Source organism: Streptococcus sp. V919, from assembly GCF_054353475.1.
Genome location: NZ_JBTHHY010000004.1, coordinates 3,901 through 17,910 on the forward strand (window position 1 = coordinate 3,901; position 14,010 = coordinate 17,910).

Below are 14,010 nucleotides of genomic sequence, written 5' to 3' on the forward strand. Positions count from 1 at the left end.
GACCATGGAGCCTTGTCTGATGCCTTCAGAATCAAACGAGTCAACATACCGTCACCGGCAAAGAATTCATATGGGATAACTTGGTTAACACCGGCGGTGAATGGACCTGGGAAGTTAGCCTTGTCCAAGTAAGAAGCTGGGACATCTACTGTATCTTTGGTATTGTCGGCCACACCTTTTTGCACTTCAGCTGGGGTAGTCAAGCCATTCAAATTGACATCCAAATCTTTAGTCGCTACGAGGTTGCTCAAATCGGCCTTACCATCTTTCGCACCATACACTTTAATAGTAGCTTTATAACTTTGAGTGCCGTTTTGTTTCAAGGGGTCAAGAAGCTCTTTGTCTGATTTTCCTTGAGTACCAGCCAAATCCACTTCATAGAAGTAGAGGCCTTTGCCCAATTTCTCTACTGGTGGGAGAGCGGGATTTTTAGCTGAACCGTTGTCTGACCATGGGGCCTTATCGGATGCTTTTAAGATGAGGCGGGTCAACATACCGTCACCAGCGAAGAATTCGTATGGAATCACTTGGTTAACACCGGCGGTGAATGGACCTGGGAAGTTAGCCTTGTCCAAGTAAGAAGCTGGGACATCTACTGTATCTTTGGTATTGTCGGCCACACCTTTTTGCACTTCAGCTGGGGTAGTCAAGCCATTCAAATTGACATCCAAATCCTTAGTCGCTACGAGGTTGCTTAAATCGGCCTTACCATCTTTCGCACCATACACTTTAATAGTAGCTTTATAGCTTTGAGTGCCGTTTTGTTTCAAGAGGTCAAGAAGGTCTTTATCTGATTTACCTTGAGTGCCAGCCAAATCCACTTCATAGAAGTAGAGACCTTTGCCTAATTTTTCTACTGGTGGGAGGGCAGGATTTTTTGCTGAGCCATTGTCTGACCACGGAGCCTTGTCAGAAGCTTTCAAGATAAGGCGGGTCAACATACCATCACCGGCAAAGAATTCGTATGGAATCACTTGGTTGACTCCGGCTGTGAATGGGCCTGGGAAGTTGGCCTTGTCCAAGTGAGTGGCTGGGACATCTACTGTGTCTTTGGTATTGTCAGCCACACCTTTTTGCACTTCAGCTGGAGTGGTTGCTGGTTGAGCTTCACTTGCCTCACGGTCTTGTCCAGAGACTACAGGAGCAGAATTTGTTGCAGGTTTAACCGTATCTGCTGTTTGCTTCTTAGATTCTGGTTTTGCTTGCACTTCTTCTTTGGGAACTACTACTTGGTCTTTATCAGCTACATCCGCTTTTTCTGGAGAGCTTATAGAATCCAAGCTTACTTTAGGTACTGAATCTGCCTGTTCTGAAGGAAGAGCTACATCGACTGCTTTTTTTAGAGCCTCTGCTGGTAAGTCGCTCTTTTCACTCACCGAATCTGCATCTGGCACGACTTGAGCAGTGGTCGGATTGACCACATCAGCACGCGCAGAACTTGGTTGTCCGACCAGGACAAAGAAGCCACTAGCTACAACAACTGAAGCAACACCGACACTGAGACGGCGAATAGACCAACGAGTATATCTCTGATTTGGATTGAATTTCATAGGATTCTCCTTAGAGTTTTCTTTTTTTGATGACTCTAGTATAATCTCCTAAAATTAAAAAGGATTAAGAAAAAGTTAAAATTTTTCTTAAATCCCTCTTATAAAATATTTATATTGACTCAATAATCTTTTTCTTCTACTCATTGAGGTTTGCAAGATTATCTAAGTATTGGTTATTAATAATAGCCATGATATAGGTATCAGACTGTAAAAGGTCTTCCGGTCCGAATTGAACATCTAGTGGAGCATTCTCGTATTTACGAAAACCGAGTATATTGAGATTATAGCGTCCTCTAAGATTTAATTGGCTAAGACTCTGACCTACCCAAGATGCAGGGATTTTCATCTCAACAATGGAGACATTCTTGTCCAACTGAAAGACGTCTACGCTATTATGAAAGAGAATCGTTTGAGCTAATGAACGACCCATTTCATACTCTGGTGAAATAACAGAGTCTGCACCGATTTTTTCAAGTACTTTTTTTGCTGTATGACTTTTGACCTTAGCAATAACAGTTGGTACTCCCAAATCCTTGCAATGCATAACCGCAAGAACACTAGACTCCAAGTTTTCACCAGTTGCGACCACAACCGTATCACAGGTATCAATTCCGGCTGATAACAAGAGTTCTTCATCTGTGATATCTCCAACAACACCGCGAACTAAAACAGGTTCAAATTGATTGATAAGTTCCTCATGGTCGTCAATAGCTATGATATTGATATCATGCTTGGCAAGCGCTGCGAGAACACTGCTCCCAAAAATTCCTAAACCTAAAATTCCGATTGTCCGATCTGACATAGTTTATCCTTTCCTATCCTATAGTAATATCTGCTTTCATATAGTGGATCATATCTTTCTTGTCTGGACGATACTCAGCCAAGCTAACTAATAGCGTCAACGGCCCGATTCGTCCTATAAACATCAATAACATGACAACACTAAGTGCTATCTTACCTAATTCTGGTGTCAAGTTCGCTGTTACTCCAACGGTAGCAAGCGCAGAAATAGTTTCAAACATCAAGTAGATAAATTTCGGATTCCCTTCTGCTGTTATTCCAAGTAAAATCAAACCCACCAAAAAAGTTATCAAGAAAACAATGAAGACACTGAAGGATTTTTGCACTGTCCGAGGTTCAATCGTTCTCCGAGCTACATTGGCATGGGGCAATCCTAAAAGTTCACTGCGCGCAAATACTAACAATACAAAGAAGGTTGTGATTTTAAGTCCCCCGGCTGTTCCACCAGGTGCCCCACCTAGAAACATTTGTAAAATATAAATCAGCAACGTAACAGGTCGGGCCTGGGTGTAATCAATCGAAGCAAAGCCTGCCGTTCTCATACTGACTGTTTGGAAAAAGCTAACCAGCAATTTATCAGGTACGGTGAGATTGCCAATGGTCCCTGGATTGTTCCACTCAATCAAAAGGGTTGAAACTGTTCCAGTAAATAAAATCCCCACTGTTAAAAAAAGAACCAATTTGGTATGAAAACGAAGACATCGTTTTTTCTTCTTTCCTAACTGGGTCGCTAGGTCAAACCAGACCATAAATCCCAGACCACCTGTGATGATCAAAGCAGCAATTACTAGATTAATCAAAGGGTCGGTCTGAAAAGCTACCAAACTTGTACTTCCAAAATTATCAAAACCAGCATTACAGAAAGCTGAAATAGCTACGAAGATAGAGGTGAAAATCCCTCGGCCCCAACCAAATTCAGGAACAAAACGAAAACTTAACAGGAAGGCTCCTAGGCCTTCAACGAGAAAAGTCGTTAAGAAAATTGAACGTATGAAAACCTTTAACGACTGAGTTTCTCCATAACTGAAGCTCTCAAGAATTGTTTCACGGCTACGAAGACTTAGCTTTTGCTTACTTTGAATATAAAAGACCCCGATAAAGGTCATGAGACCCAAACCGCCAATCTGGATTAAAAACATACAGATTAACTGGCCCCAGACATTGTAGGTTGAAGCTACTGGTTGAGTAAAGAGTCCTGTCACGCAGACCATGGATACTGCTGTAAAGAGATGGTCGAAATAGGTCGCTTGAGAGCTAGTTGCTTGCACAAATGGAAGACTTAAAAGAAGAGAGCCTACGAAAATAACCAAAGCAAAACTTAAAAAAATTCGACGAGCAGGTGACAAACGCCCCAAGGTCGTGTTTATTTTTTCCGAAAATGATTTGAATAACATAGCTACATTGTACCACAAAATCAGTTAAAGCAGTCATATATGACTAACGATTTCAAGACAGAGTTCTAGCGCCTTATCAAAAGCTTCAGAGCCCCAGTCACGACTGTCGTAGTTGTCCAGATCCGCTAAGGAATCTGCGGTAAAGAGCAACTCACCCCAGACTGCACCGCGAAGTTGAGCTACTGCTGCTAATGCAGCACATTCCATCTCCACAACTGCACAGCCTTCCTCCTTACGATAGGCGACTTTTTCAGCTGTTTCTCGGTAAAAACCATCTGTCGACCAGGTCATGACTTCTTCATAAGGAATACCTCTTTGTTCCAAGACTTGCTCAATGGCAGAGATAGCCTCAGTCTGCATCTCCATATAACGAGAAGGCGCTGCATAGTGGTAGCTCGTCCCCTCATCTCGCAGAGCGCGAACAGGGACGAGAAAGGCATCTTCCTCAATATCGGCTAGGACTCCACAAGTACCGGTGGGGTGGAAATGATTTGCTCCACACCATAGCCAATCAACCAATCCATAAACTGGGCCGCTGGAGCAGAACCAACAGGAGCTTGGGCTAGGCATACTTTTTCACCTTTATAATCCATGACATAAACAGGATAAGTTTTAGTGGCAGAAACAAATTCCCCGACGCACTTCGCCCCTACTTCCTGAGCATAGCGATCAATCTCCTCCTCCAAAAATGCATAGACGCACTTCTTTGGCCACCTTGATTATCATCCGTCACAAGGACAATATCAAACGAATCCTCAACAAGAATGAAAACATCATCACTTGGGGTAAAAACATCACCCATCAAAAACAAAAAGACTAGAGTCAAACCTCTAGTTTTTTTATATTCAATAATAGAAGGTATTTGTAAGAAAGCAAACAGGTTTCTCCCCCTCCACTTCTTCTATGACCTCACTTTCAAGAGTTTCTCTATTTCTTGATAAAGAATCTTTGTTGGCTGGTAGGCTTTGCTTTGTTGAGCAAGGACCTTTAGGTGCGACCAATCTTCCCGAGAAACCAATTCATTAAATAAGCGCAAAACTTCGGAATCTGTCTTTTTACGAGAGACCAATCCTATTTGGAATAACTCAGCCCTAACCGCATTATCAAACTGGTCATAGTCCTGGGGCAAAATTAGACTTGGAATGCCCTGCTCGATACAGCCCATCAGGATCCCTGCACCTGCATGATGAATGGCAAAGTCCATTTGATCCAGAACATCTGAATAAGGGAGGTAATCAAAGACCAGAAGATTTTCCGACAACATCCTGGGTGGATGCTCCAAACCACTAGAATCCCCTAAGGTTACGTAAAAGACATAGTCAGGATGTTCTTGGCTCAAAAGCTTTGCCAACTCCACCATCCGCTCTTTTTCCCATTTTAAATGAGTACCACAAGTGACGAGGACCCGCTTTTTAGAGCTAGTGAAATACTGCTTCTGCCCTTGAGGAAGGTGGTCAAAAGAGAGACAGCGATAACCAACCCATTTAAGCTGAGATGGAAAATCATCTCGAAACTCCAACTCTTTCATGCCCAGAGCCAAGATTGAATAGGGAGAATAGATGGCTTCTGTCCCATCTTCACGGTACAATTTGAAATTCTCTAGGCTATCGAGATTCTTCTTAACCAGCGCAAGTCCAACTTTCTTTGCCAGACGGATGACTTGCCTACCCAGCGCATCTCTCCACTTGTAGAAGGTTCCCTGGTGCGGTTTCCAGCCACCTAGATAAGCAGGCGTTGTCGTTCGACTTTCAATCGCTACTGGACTTGGAATGGTCGTAATCCAGGGAATGCCCAAACGATCTGCTAAAACTCCAGCAGGAGCGGCTACAAAATCTGCAATGATCAAGTCTGGTATCCCCTCAGAGTTCCAAATTTGAGTTATTTCGTCAAAAACTTCAGGTATCAGTCTGCTATTGGCCCTTAATTGTTGGTACATGATTAATAGGTTTGCTTGCTTGGCTGTATTGGCTATATCTTCCATTACTGTCGGACGATCAGGAAATAAGGCAAGGCAGTCAAAACCAATCTGCTCAACCAATGCCTTTTTCTGAAAACCTGTAATAACACGGATCTGAAAACGCGGATCCTCCAGCAAGGGTTTGACCAAAGTTAAAGTCGGAAATAAATGACCACTAAAGGGGACGCTAATCACATCGATTTTTATCACTTTTTCTAATCCAGTCATAGATGATTCCTTTCACATCTTCTCTGTATTCATAGCTATAATGATTCGTATCCACTTGGATATCCGCTGAATGGCGGTCCAAAATTCGTGAATAAGGATCTTTTTTGCCTTTGATAACCAGTAGTTCTAGCTCCTTTTGACGTAAGAGAAGATGGAAAACCGGGCCAAGCGCTATCACACGCAATCTCGGAAGGGAGACCTGATTCCCTAAACTTCTGAGCCACTAGGTCAGCATATTGACCCCTGAACTCTTACAAACAAGAACCACCTCCTGCGCTTCCAACAAGGGAGACAAGTGCTCCTGTAACAGCTTTTGGAAACAAGGGTTCAAAATCGTATGCCAATAGTAGATGATATTGGATACAGAAGCTGACAAGAGGGATACTTGAGGAAACTGTATATGTTCAAAATCTTGATTGAAGGGAAAATTACTCTCTACTACTCTATAATCTGATGGACAAATCGTATGGAGGAGTTCCAGTTGTCCTGCTGTCAGCCCGGTACAAGTGACATCACTGCTCCCACTGAGAAAGAGAACCAAGCGATCAGAGTTTAGCATGGTATGATCAAGAGATAAATCAGACAAACGGTCTAGATAGGACTTCATCTTACTCATAGCGAATCTTTCCGTCCGTCACACGAATCTTCCGCCCCCGCCAGTTTATCACAGGTGGAGTCAATAGAACATAGACAAACAACCAAGGAAGCACAAGATCATTCAGCACTTCATAGATGACTTCATCCAAGTATAGGCGATTGGATAGAATGCTTTGTCGATAGAGGAGCATCCATACTGCCTTGAATCCCAGTAAGCTTAAAGCTAGAAGAAGGTAAGGCCACCCTAAAAAAAGACTTAGGATCAAAGCTGGAAGAGGCAGAAAACTCGGTAAACCTATGAGACTAAACAGCTTCCAATCCAGGTGTTCTTTGAGGTAGATAGAGCTAAAGAGAAGCCAACGCTTCATCTGGAGCAAATATTGCTTGGTATCCTTGATAGTGGTTCGAACATTACAGGTGACCCGTGTTTGGATAATGGATACTCCTTTACTCCTTAAAAAATCGGCTACGGCTAAATCATCACATAGATAATCCTTAATTGCTGTGAAAAGCCCCTGGTCTTTTGCAAGTTCTACCGGTAGAATATAGAACATCCCGTTGATGGAGTGATTCGCCTCAACTTCTGCCATGGTAAAATAGGTAATAAAAGAATTGCCATTAACGAATGCTGCGACCAGCTTGGACCAGAAATTGCTTCTCTCCTGGTTATAAGGAATACCTGTCAGAATGACCTCTTGACCCAAATAGGCAGTCAGCTCCCCCATCTTAGAAAAATCGATCACACTATCATCGTCCAAAACAATCAGATAAGGCCGGGTCAGCTCCTCTACAACCTGCTCAATCTTGTAACTCTTGGGATTAATCCCCTGAGGGACATCTTCAATGAGAAAGATTCGAATGCGTTGGGCAAAGGAAGCCTCTTGGCAAATCTGATCTGCTACACGCTGGGCTTCTGTATCAGACTGGTCAATCAACCAGTAGAATTCTACTGCTTCTGTTTGCTGGAGATTGGCTCGCAAATCACTCTCTAAACGAGGATCCCCTGAGAGGATAGGTTGGACCACTGTAAAAAGCTCTTCTGGGAAGTCTGCAATATGAGCCTGACCTCTTTTATAATAAGTAAAGGACAGCAACCAACGGATGATAAATAAGAGAAGATAAGCAACAGCTAAAAATATAAATATGAATTTCATCAATTAAGTCCCTTTCGTAAATACCTGGCGAGGACACGAATGATACACCTTTGGGGAAGCATGCTACCTAGCCAAACTAGTAAGCGATAGCGAAGCCCGATAATCGCATAGGAAGTATCCCTTTCTATAAATCGGATCAACTGCTGAGCGACTTTCTCAGGCTTCATCTGCAAGCGACCGCCACCCAATGCTTTTACTAGTTTGGGAGGAAGAATAGCTGTTTGGACTGGTCCAAGAATATAGAGACCTAGCTGAATCGGTGAATCTGATTGCTTCAGTTCCTCCTGGAGAGCAAGAGTGTAGGTCTGCAAGGCAGCCTTACTAGCACTGTAAGCTGCTAAATAGGGATGAGGAAAAAGAGCAGCCAGAGATGACAGCTGGACCAAGTGGATCTTCTGATTCTTCTTCACTAGTTGCTTAATTAGTTGGACCGGAACATGGTAATTGACTTGCCAGAGGTCTTGCTCACTAGCTGAATCAAGGTCACTTCCACGGGAAAAGTAAGATAAACCTGCACAATTGACGAGAAGATCTGCATCTAGGTTCTCTACAAAAGCTTCTAGGGCTACTTGATCTAGCATATCTAACGTCAGAATTGAAAGCCGCGCTTTGCTCCCAGTTAGTTCCTTTAGAACTTGGGAGAGTTTGTCAGCATCGCGACCCACTAAGACCAGATGATCCAGACTTCTTGCCAGTTCTTTCGCTAGCTGCCGGCCAATCCCTCCTGTAGCTCCTAAAATGATTGCTTTTTTAATAGTATCTTCTATCTTCATAGCTCTAGTATACCAAATTTCGATTAGATAGAAAACTCCTACTTCCATTCTCCCACCTTAAGGTACAATCCATACCTTTAAAAAATGAGATATCACTTTAAATCATTGAAGTTAAGGAGGAATTAGTTTATAATAACTTGAATTCAAAATCGGGAGGATTTTTATGAAATTCTATTCATATGATTATTTATTGAGTCAGATTAGCCAACAAAATTGGGTCATGGTGATCATGTCCATTCTCTTAGTCTTAGTAACGGCTTTTTTCGCTTTTAAGGCATATAAGGATAAACGCGGAAGTAAGTTCCGTGAATTATCGATCATTTCTATTTTGACCTTAATCGCTTTCGTTTTGATAAGCATTTCGAATTTTCAAAATAACCAATCCAATGACAATCAATTCCGTAGTTCCTTACACTTCATCGAGATTGTCTCAAAAGAGTTAGGTGTTGATAAGAAAGATGTTTATGTCAACACTTCAGCGGTAACTGATGGAGCAATTATTAAGGTTGGAGACAATTTTTATCGTGCTATCAGTGGAAGTGCCCAAGATAGCTATTTACTTGAAAAAATTGACTTATATAAATCCGATGTTGAACTCGTGGAGGTTGAAAAATGATAAGCTTTTTTGCTACAATTGCGATTAAATTGGCCTTAGGCCTTCTGTCTCTAGTTTTTGTTATCAATGTAACAGGTAAAGGAAATCTTGCACCAAGCTCTGCAGTAGACCAAGTACAGAACTTTGTTCTCGGGGGCATTATCGGTGGGGTTATCTACAATAGTTCGATCACCATCATCCAATATGTTGTTATCCTCATCATCTGGACTATTCTCATCTTGCTCCTTAAATGGCTCAACACCAATGTTTCTTTGATTAAACATCTGATTGACGGAAAACCTACTATTATCATAAAAAATGGTCAGTTAGACCCTGAAGCCTGTCGATCAAAAGGTCTTGCAGCTGCAGATGTAGCTCTTAAATTGCGCGCCCAAGGGATCTTCCAATTGAAGGATGTCAAGAGAGCTGTGATTGAACAAAACGGACAGCTAATTATCGTAAGAATGGGTGACGAAAATCCAAAATATCCTCTCATTACCGATGGTGTTGTCCAAGTTGAAATTTTAGAAACCATTGGCAAGTCTGAGGAATGGCTAACAGAAAAATTAAAAGAGGAAGGTTTCGAAGACGTTTCTAATATCTTTATCGCTGAATATGATAAAGGTCAACTGAATGTTGTAACCTATTAAAAAAAACAAACTGATGCTTTTCGTATCAGTTTTTTGCTTTTTGACAATAATGGGTATATACTTAAATTATTATCTGATGGAATTTGGATGATGGAATACATTATCGGAGGTAACCCCCATGTCAATCGAAGAAAAATTCAACCAAGCTAAAGGTTCTGTTAAAGAAGGTTTTGGTAAACTTACTGGCGATACAAAAACTCAAGCTGAAGGAGCTGCAGAAAAAGTAGCTTCAAAAGCTAAAGAAGTTGCTGAAGATGCAAAAGAAGCTGTCGAAGGTGCAGTATCTGGCGTGAAAAACATCTTTAAAAAAGACGGAGAATAATTCTTTTTCGTCCTAATATCATAAAAACTCTTATTCCAAGCTTTTAATCATGCTAGGGATAAGAGTTTTTTCTTGTCCTCACATTATGAAAAAAGCATCTCTTTCCGAGATGCTTGGCATAAACTTACTAGTTTTAATGAAGGAAGCTAGCTAGTAGATACAATAAATAGATGTGAGTGAGTGAGTGAGTTAGATAGAAGATATAAAAAAATATTTATCTCCTCGTCCTTTTTCTCCATTATAAAAGAACCATGGCAAGCCCACCCTCTATGGTAAACAGATTTGGAATCAGCAACATCACAATAGCCAATGTTCGAGCTAAAATTGGTGAGACATCTCCTTCTCCTCCTAGAATCGTTCCAAGTACCAAAACTGGAATAGAGAAAAGAACTGGCAGAAGAATAAATCCAAAACCTTTAAAAAATGTTTTTACCTACTAAACCACATCTAAGAACAGCAACTATAAGAGAGGCACTAAAGGCATTATTGGAGACAGTACTTCAAGTATTTCTTAAATCTTATTAAACAAAATTGTTTTAAAAAGTCTAGTTACCTCCACAATAACTAGACTAGCAATAAATATAAATAAAACGAGTTTGATAAGTGTTTGCCATTTTTTTAATCCAATTAAAAAATATATGCAAACTCTCCTCCTTTTATCCTAACAATGTCTGTAGAATCGGAATCACAATCACAAATAAAATCGTGCTGAGAGTGACCACATTCGTTGAAAACTCAACATCGCCTTTTCCTTGATTGGCAAGAATTGGAAGTACCGCCAAAGCAGGTGTTGCTGATTGGATCATAAAGGTTTTAAATTCTGCTGCTACCATATTTGGAGAGAAGAATTTCAAAACCAGGAGCATGATGACCGGTGCAAGGATAAAACGGCCAACCAGTGTGATGATGGTATCCTTATCAAAGCGAATGGTCTTAAGTCCTGCCTTCGCTAGAACGATACCAATATAGACAAGTGATAATGGCGTTGTTAAACTACCAATATAGGTCAAGGTACTTTCCGCAAAACTTGGAACAGGCAGACGGAGCACTAAAAAGGCGAGGGCTACGAGAAAACCTAATAAAGGAGCTGGGAAGAGCTTCTTCCAATTAAATTTTTGAGCCTGTTTTGAAGCCCCTTCTTTGCTATCAGAAGTCATCAGATAGACACCTAAGGTCCAAGTAGAGATAGTATTTGTAATATAATATACCAAGAAGTAAGGAAGGGCTTGATCCCCAAACAGAGCGATATTTAAAGGCAAACCAATGAAAATAGTATTGGCATTGACAAAGGTATTAATCATGGTTCCTCGACGTCCTGGGCGCACTTTAAAAACTTTCACTGCGATAAAGGCCGCTAGGTAACCAAGAATGAAGGCGATAAACGTATACAACAAACCGCCAGACAAGCTAATCAATTTATCTAAAGTTAAATATTTAAGAACAGAGGTAAAAATTGCAACAGGCATGGCCACGTTCATAATAAGTTTAGATAAGTCATCTCCAAAACTCTCTTGGAACCAACCACGGACTTGCAAGAAATAACCAAGAATGATGATGATGATAATGGGTACAATACTCTGAATTGACGTTATAAAGATTTCCATAGTCTCCCTTTCTATATAACAAGATATACACAAAAGGTGTACGAGGCATCCGATCGCACTCGTACACCTCCAATTAAATTTACTTATTTATATTCTGGGTACCATTTCAAATCACGAACCGCTTTAGCCATATCTGTTTCTTGAGCACGTGCAAGGCCTTGTTCTTGCGCTTTTTTAGCAACTGCTTCCGCTACTTTGATGGAAACATCGGCTACATACTTGAATGGAGGTAAGACTGGTGCTCCTGGTTCGCCTGGATTGACAATACCACTTAATGAATGTGCAGCAGCACCAATCATTTCATCTGTCAACAGACTCGCTTCAGAAGCTAACATACCAAGTCCAAGACCTGGATAAATCAGGGCGTTGTTAGCTTGACCAATCACGTAGTCTACTCCTTTATAAGAAACGGTACCAGCTGGAATTCCTGTTGCAACAAATGCTTTTCCGTCTGACCATTCGATCAAATCTTTGGCACTTGCCTCAGCTAGTTTGGTTGGGTTTGACAATGGGAAAATGATAGGACGTTCTGTATTTTCACACATAGCTTCTACAATTTCTTTTGTGAAAGTATTTGGCTGAGTTGAAGTTCCCACAAGAATCGTTGGCTTAACCGTCTTCACCACTTCAAGAAGGTCTGTCAACTTGTCTGCATTAGCAAAATCAGAACGTTTCTTAGCAAATGGTTTTTGTTGAGGAGTCAAGTCATCCATGTCATCAAAGAGGAGACCTTGTTTATCTACCATAAAGAAGCGTTTATAGGCTTCTTCTTCAGGCAGACCTTCACTAACCATTTCGCGAAGCACACGAGAGGCAATCCCTGCACCAGCAGTTCCACCACCATAGCAGAGGTAAACTTGATCCGTTAATTTTTCACCTGTAATATCCAACGAACCAAAGATACCTCCAAGGGTTACGATACCCGTTCCTTGGATATCATCATTAAAGGTTGGAATTTGCTTCCGGTATTTTTCAAGAATATTGGCAGCATTTAAGCGACCGAAATCTTCCCAGTGAAGATAGAGTTTAGGGAAAAGACGTTCTGCAGTTTGGACAAATTGGTCGATAAAATCATAATAACGATCACCACGCACACGTTCGTGACGATTTCCTAAGTAATTAGGATTGTTACGCAATTCTTCACGGTTGGTACCTGCATCAATGACCAAAGGAAGCACCGTTGAAGGATCGATTCCTGCAGCTCCAGTATAGACCATCAATTTCCCAACAGAAATATCGACACCATTTGTTCCCCAGTCTCCAATACCAAGAATACCTTCTGCATCTGTCACAACAATGAGACGAATTTCACGGTCCCCTGCTGCATTTTTCAAAGTTGCTTCGATATTTTCAGGATGATTAATATCAAGATATGCGGCATATTGTGGATCTACAAAGAGGTCGCTATAACCCTCAATGGTATCAGCAATGGTTGGGTCATAGACAATAGGATTAAATTCCTCCAAATGTTGAGCAAACAGGTAATAGAAAAGAGTACGATTTGTATTAAAAATTTCCATCAAGAACAAACGTTTTTCCAAATCGTTAACCTTTGTTTGCATTTGCGCATAAGTTTGTGCTGCTTGTTCTTCAATGGTTTGAACGTAAGGTGGCAGAAGGCCAATGAGACCTAGTTTCTGACGTTCCTCCAAGGTAAAGGCAGTCCCTTTGTTAAGGAAAGGGTTGTTTAAAATATCATGTGCAGTCATCATGTGACCTCCTTATTTAGTTTATTCTATTATAGCACTTTTTACTTTATATGACACTTTGTTCTGTATATGATACAATATAAATGAATCGCTAAATGAAAATTTAGACGACGCACCCTAAAATGACGGAACTTCAAGCAATAACAAAATAATAGATTTGTCCATTCCTTACTAAATAGTCCTGATCATCTTTTTAAAAAGCGAAATCCTTTCCACGTTTTTAGAAGGTTATTCCCATCAAAAAATTCAAAATAAGTCTCTTATAGCATACGTTGTTTTGTTTAAGGTGTTAATTTTGTTATTTAAAACTTGTATTCTGGTTACATGAAAACAAAACATTATTTACAACGGTATATAGCGCAAAAGGTCAAATATTTGCGAAAAAAACAAAACATGAGTCAAGAGGAGCTGTCGGAACGGGCAGACCTTGGATTAAAATACATCAATCAATTGGAAAATCAAAATGTGAATCTGACCATTCACAGTCTTGAAAAAGTCATTTCTGCTCTTGAGTTAACTCCTGAAGAATTCTTCAATTTTGATTCACTCGAAGCATCTTCAGATCCTACCGACAGCCTTTCACTTAAGAGAGTAAATATGAAAATTAAACAACTTCCAGTTGAAAAAAGGGAGAAGTTCCTAAAAATTTTCGAAGATCTTTTAGATAGCCTTTAAT

At 40.7% G+C, this 14,010-nt stretch carries 13 protein-coding genes and 3 pseudogenes; 6 read left to right on the top strand and 10 right to left on the bottom strand.

Features of this window, described 5'->3' with window-relative positions:
* The 4 genes and pseudogenes from ACXYSK_RS08520 to ACXYSK_RS08535 all read right to left on the bottom strand — a co-directional run.
* Positions 1-1,550: SSURE domain-containing protein (locus ACXYSK_RS08520; RefSeq protein WP_458625693.1), on the bottom strand; the 1,550-nt coding region annotated here is incomplete at its 3' end.
* Positions 1,551-1,686: 136 nt separating this feature from the next.
* Positions 1,687-2,352, bottom strand: a complete 666-nt coding sequence (locus ACXYSK_RS08525) for a potassium channel family protein (protein WP_006150965.1) — start codon at positions 2,350-2,352, stop codon at positions 1,687-1,689.
* A gap of 13 nt (positions 2,353-2,365) precedes the next feature.
* Positions 2,366-3,745 carry a TrkH family potassium uptake protein gene (locus ACXYSK_RS08530; RefSeq protein WP_458625694.1) on the bottom strand — a complete coding sequence of 460 codons (1,380 nt, stop codon included), beginning with the start codon at positions 3,743-3,745 and terminating at the stop codon, positions 2,366-2,368.
* A 33-nt stretch (positions 3,746-3,778) separates the two neighbouring features.
* A pseudogene (locus tag ACXYSK_RS08535) lies at positions 3,779-4,455 on the bottom strand (nucleoside phosphorylase); the annotation flags it as partial.
* On the opposite strand from ACXYSK_RS08535, the pseudogene ACXYSK_RS08540 reads away from it, so the two are divergent.
* Positions 4,449-4,565, top strand: a pseudogene (locus ACXYSK_RS08540) (glycerol-3-phosphate 1-O-acyltransferase PlsY); the annotation flags it as partial. The pseudogenes ACXYSK_RS08535 and ACXYSK_RS08540 overlap by 7 nt on opposite strands.
* Before the next feature lie 81 nt (positions 4,566-4,646).
* On the opposite strand, the gene ACXYSK_RS08545 reads toward ACXYSK_RS08540, so the two are convergent.
* The 4 genes and pseudogenes from ACXYSK_RS08545 to ACXYSK_RS08560 all read right to left on the bottom strand — a co-directional run bounded on the left by ACXYSK_RS08545 (position 4,647) and on the right by ACXYSK_RS08560 (position 8,454).
* Positions 4,647-5,930, bottom strand: coding sequence for a glycosyltransferase (locus ACXYSK_RS08545; protein ID WP_458625695.1), 1,284 nt, complete (start codon positions 5,928-5,930; stop codon positions 4,647-4,649).
* Positions 5,890-6,546, bottom strand: a pseudogene (locus ACXYSK_RS08550) (hypothetical protein). The gene ACXYSK_RS08545 and the pseudogene ACXYSK_RS08550 overlap by 41 nt, the downstream one beginning before the upstream one ends.
* Positions 6,539-7,681, bottom strand: a complete 1,143-nt coding sequence (locus ACXYSK_RS08555; RefSeq protein ID WP_458625696.1) for a glycosyltransferase family 2 protein — start codon at positions 7,679-7,681, stop codon at positions 6,539-6,541. The pseudogene ACXYSK_RS08550 and the gene ACXYSK_RS08555 overlap by 8 nt, the downstream one beginning before the upstream one ends.
* The gene (locus ACXYSK_RS08560; protein WP_458625697.1) at positions 7,681-8,454 is read right to left on the bottom strand and encodes an SDR family NAD(P)-dependent oxidoreductase; all 774 of its coding nucleotides are present in this window, start codon (positions 8,452-8,454) and stop codon (positions 7,681-7,683) included. The genes ACXYSK_RS08555 and ACXYSK_RS08560 overlap by 1 nt, the downstream gene beginning before the upstream one ends.
* 163 nt (positions 8,455-8,617) lie before the next feature.
* Here ACXYSK_RS08560 and ACXYSK_RS08565 point away from each other — a divergent pair, with 163 nt between their 5' ends.
* The 4 genes from ACXYSK_RS08565 to ACXYSK_RS08580 all read left to right on the top strand — a co-directional run bounded on the left by ACXYSK_RS08565 (position 8,618) and on the right by ACXYSK_RS08580 (position 10,461).
* A complete protein-coding gene (locus tag ACXYSK_RS08565; RefSeq protein ID WP_458625698.1) occupies positions 8,618-9,070 on the top strand; it encodes a DUF3290 family protein in 453 nt (150 codons plus the stop codon).
* Entirely contained in the window at positions 9,067-9,699 is a 633-nt protein-coding gene (locus tag ACXYSK_RS08570; RefSeq protein WP_458625699.1) for a DUF421 domain-containing protein, read from the top strand. Before ACXYSK_RS08565 ends, ACXYSK_RS08570 begins: the two co-directional genes overlap by 4 nt.
* A gap of 118 nt (positions 9,700-9,817) precedes the next feature.
* Entirely contained in the window at positions 9,818-10,021 is a 204-nt protein-coding gene (locus ACXYSK_RS08575) for a CsbD family protein (RefSeq protein ID WP_000020982.1), read from the top strand.
* Positions 10,022-10,272: 251 nt separating this feature from the next.
* Positions 10,273-10,461: a hypothetical protein gene (locus ACXYSK_RS08580; protein ID WP_458625700.1), complete on the top strand. Its 189-nt coding sequence runs from the start codon at positions 10,273-10,275 to the stop codon at positions 10,459-10,461.
* Positions 10,462-10,677: 216 nt separating this feature from the next.
* Here ACXYSK_RS08580 and ACXYSK_RS08585 read toward each other — a convergent pair whose 3' ends face one another.
* Entirely contained in the window at positions 10,678-11,625 is a 948-nt protein-coding gene (locus tag ACXYSK_RS08585; protein WP_458625701.1) for an AEC family transporter, read from the bottom strand.
* Between the two features lie 83 nt (positions 11,626-11,708).
* Entirely contained in the window at positions 11,709-13,334 is a 1,626-nt protein-coding gene (locus tag ACXYSK_RS08590; RefSeq protein WP_458625737.1) for a malolactic enzyme, read from the bottom strand.
* Between the two features lie 324 nt (positions 13,335-13,658).
* On the opposite strand from ACXYSK_RS08590, the gene ACXYSK_RS08595 reads away from it, so the two are divergent.
* Positions 13,659-14,009: a helix-turn-helix domain-containing protein gene (locus ACXYSK_RS08595; protein ID WP_458625702.1), complete on the top strand. Its 351-nt coding sequence runs from the start codon at positions 13,659-13,661 to the stop codon at positions 14,007-14,009.
* Position 14,010 lies beyond the last annotated feature (1 nt).

Excerpts from the sequence above, each read along its gene's own strand:
- ACXYSK_RS08525 (WP_006150965.1), bottom strand. The coding sequence starts at position 2,352 with ATGTCAGATCGGACAATCGGAATTTTAGGTTTAGGAATTTTTGGGAGC.
- ACXYSK_RS08560 (WP_458625697.1), bottom strand. The coding sequence starts at position 8,454 with ATGAAGATAGAAGATACTATTAAAAAAGCAATCATTTTAGGAGCTACA.
- ACXYSK_RS08570 (WP_458625699.1), top strand. The coding sequence starts at position 9,067 with ATGATAAGCTTTTTTGCTACAATTGCGATTAAATTGGCCTTAGGCCTT.
- ACXYSK_RS08565 (WP_458625698.1), top strand. The coding sequence starts at position 8,618 with ATGAAATTCTATTCATATGATTATTTATTGAGTCAGATTAGCCAACAA.
- ACXYSK_RS08580 (WP_458625700.1), top strand. The coding sequence starts at position 10,273 with ATGGCAAGCCCACCCTCTATGGTAAACAGATTTGGAATCAGCAACATC.
- ACXYSK_RS08530 (WP_458625694.1), bottom strand. The coding sequence starts at position 3,745 with ATGTTATTCAAATCATTTTCGGAAAAAATAAACACGACCTTGGGGCGT.
- ACXYSK_RS08585 (WP_458625701.1), bottom strand. The coding sequence starts at position 11,625 with ATGGAAATCTTTATAACGTCAATTCAGAGTATTGTACCCATTATCATC.
- ACXYSK_RS08595 (WP_458625702.1), top strand. The coding sequence starts at position 13,659 with ATGAAAACAAAACATTATTTACAACGGTATATAGCGCAAAAGGTCAAA.
- ACXYSK_RS08590 (WP_458625737.1), bottom strand. The coding sequence starts at position 13,334 with ATGACTGCACATGATATTTTAAACAACCCTTTCCTTAACAAAGGGACT.
- ACXYSK_RS08555 (WP_458625696.1), bottom strand. The coding sequence starts at position 7,681 with ATGAAATTCATATTTATATTTTTAGCTGTTGCTTATCTTCTCTTATTT.
- ACXYSK_RS08575 (WP_000020982.1), top strand. The coding sequence starts at position 9,818 with ATGTCAATCGAAGAAAAATTCAACCAAGCTAAAGGTTCTGTTAAAGAA.
- ACXYSK_RS08545 (WP_458625695.1), bottom strand. The coding sequence starts at position 5,930 with ATGACTGGATTAGAAAAAGTGATAAAAATCGATGTGATTAGCGTCCCC.